The 2,086-nt window shown below is 48.2% G+C and carries 2 protein-coding genes; both read left to right on the top strand.

The window, feature by feature from the left end; genetic code table 11:
* Positions 1-79 precede the first annotated feature (79 nt).
* A complete protein-coding gene (locus INT33_RS20890) occupies positions 80-1,270 on the top strand; it encodes a putative bifunctional diguanylate cyclase/phosphodiesterase (protein WP_319643952.1) in 1,191 nt (396 codons plus the stop codon).
* Between the two features lie 49 nt (positions 1,271-1,319).
* A complete protein-coding gene (locus INT33_RS20885) occupies positions 1,320-2,027 on the top strand; it encodes a CHASE domain-containing protein (protein WP_193092932.1) in 708 nt (235 codons plus the stop codon).
* Positions 2,028-2,086: the final 59 nt, after the last annotated feature.

Here is a 2,086-nt window from a genome sequence, read left to right as displayed (position 1 = left end):
ATAACTTGTCACCGGTTGAGTATGAAAGGCGTTACTTTAAGAGCCTAACGGGTGTCTAGAATATCCGGGGCGATTCAGTATCAATGATTCACTAGGACACTCAATTGGCGATGCAATACTAAGAGAAACCGCTACGCGCTTGTTAAACGCATCGCGGGCACTAGATACCGTCAGCCGACAAGGAGGTGATGAGTTCACTATCCTCCTGTTGGATGTGAGTAGCTTTGAGGTTGTAGCAAGCTTTGCTAACAGGATATTGGCTGAAATTGCAGTACCATTCTCTCTTGAAGGGTATCGTTACGACCTTTGCGCTAGCATCGGGATCAGCTTATTCCCCGATGATAGTGAAAACGTTGAATCGCTTTACCGCCATGCTGGTGCTGCTATGCACCAAGCAAAACTCGAAGGACGTAATCGCTTTCGTTTCTTCTCATCTGACATTGACAGTAGCATTCGCCATCGACATTTTCTTGAACAGCAAATGCGCAGCGCGCTTGAGGATGGCATTTTTGAAGTGTTTTACCAGCCTAAAGTTGATAGCAAAAGTGCCTCAATAGTAGGGATGGAGGCGCTGGTACGGTGGCGCGATGCAAATGGCTGTTTAATTTCGCCTATGGATTTTATTCCTCTGGCCGAGGAGACTGGGCTAATTATACCCATCGGTAAATTTGTGCTGCAAAAGGCCTGCCATGATACCCAGGAACTAATTAAAGAAGGCAGACAACTCGTCGTCAGTGTGAATATTTCAACCGTTCAGTTTCTTCATGAATCCTTTTTGCAGATGGTCAACAACACGTTGCTTGAGTCGGGGCTAAGACCTGAGTTTCTTGAGTTAGAAATTACAGAGGGAGTGCTGGCAAAGGATATTAGTCATACTCAGCATATCCTTTCTTCCTTGCGCGAACGGGGCATACGTATTGCTATTGACGACTTTGGTACAGGATACTCGAATTTAGCTTATCTCAAACGCTTCCCAATTGATGTTTTGAAGATCGACAAAAGTTTTGTCCATGAAATGCTCTTTAATAAGAGTGATATAGCCATTATCGAAGCCATTATTAACCTTGCTCAAGCGCTCGACCTTGAGTTAGTTGCTGAGGGGGTTGAAACTCAGGAGCAGGCAAATTCTTTGCGCAGCCTTAACTGTCAAATCCTGCAAGGCTATTTATTTTCCCGACCGCTCCCGTTCATTGAGTTTAGAGATTTACTTTGGGAAACCACTACCTCCATTGAGGCACCCGGCAAGCATAGTAGGTATTGGAGGGGTTAACGGCTCTCTTTGTAGGCCTCACTTTTTCGCATTGGGGCAATAATTGTCTATGAATAATAAAATCGCGCTAGTCCCTACAAATCGCTGGCCTATTGCCAGTTTAATCGCTGGCGTGGGATTTAGTGTTGCTGCCTGCTGGATAGTTGCACACTTCAATCAGGTCCAGCGTGAAGAAGCGGTGACTGCGGCAGCCGAAATGGCTGCAGATGGGGTAGTTAGTCGCATTGAGCTTTATCAATACGGATTGCGCGGCGCGCGCGGTGCTATTCAAACAATGGCAAGCAGTCAGGCCATCACACGAGAGGGTTTTGACCTTTACAGTAAGACGCGTAATGTTGACGAAGAGTTTCCTGGCGCGCGTGGGTTTGGCTTTATTCGCCGAGTGCCGCTGCAAGACGAAGCTGAGTTTCTCACCCAGGCCCAGGTCGATGGGTGGCCTGAATTCGCCATTCGCCAAATCGCCCCCCATCAATCTGAACGCTACATCATACAGTATATTAATCCGGTGGAGCGTAACCTCGCCGCCATAGGTCTGGATATAGCTTCTGAGGCTAACCGTCGACAAGCAGCGCTGTCTTCAATGCGCAGCGGTGAAGTACGTCTAACAGGGCCTATTACGCTGGTGCAAGCCACAGGCAAACCACAGCAATCTTTTCTCATCCTGATGCCTATCTTTCGTAGCGGCAGCCCACCCGATACTCCCGAAGCACGAGAAGCACAAACACTGGGCTGGAGCTATCCCCCTCTGTCAGCCTAGTTGTCCGGTTGGCGATATCGCCTTAACCTAATCCAGAGGGAGCGGCATGGAGTCCTTGT

The sequence above is a fragment of the Halomonas colorata genome, assembly GCF_014897985.1.
In the GTDB taxonomy this organism is placed as follows: Bacteria; Pseudomonadota; Gammaproteobacteria; order Pseudomonadales; family Halomonadaceae; genus Vreelandella; species Vreelandella colorata.
The sequence above is the reverse complement of the archived record's forward strand: the minus strand, read 5'-3'. Positions and strand labels throughout refer to the sequence as shown.

What these genes read in the sequence shown, in the direction of transcription:
- INT33_RS20885 (WP_193092932.1), top strand. Translation starts at nt 1,320, where the DNA reads ATGAATAATAAAATCGCGCTAGTCCCTACAAATCGCTGGCCTATTGCC.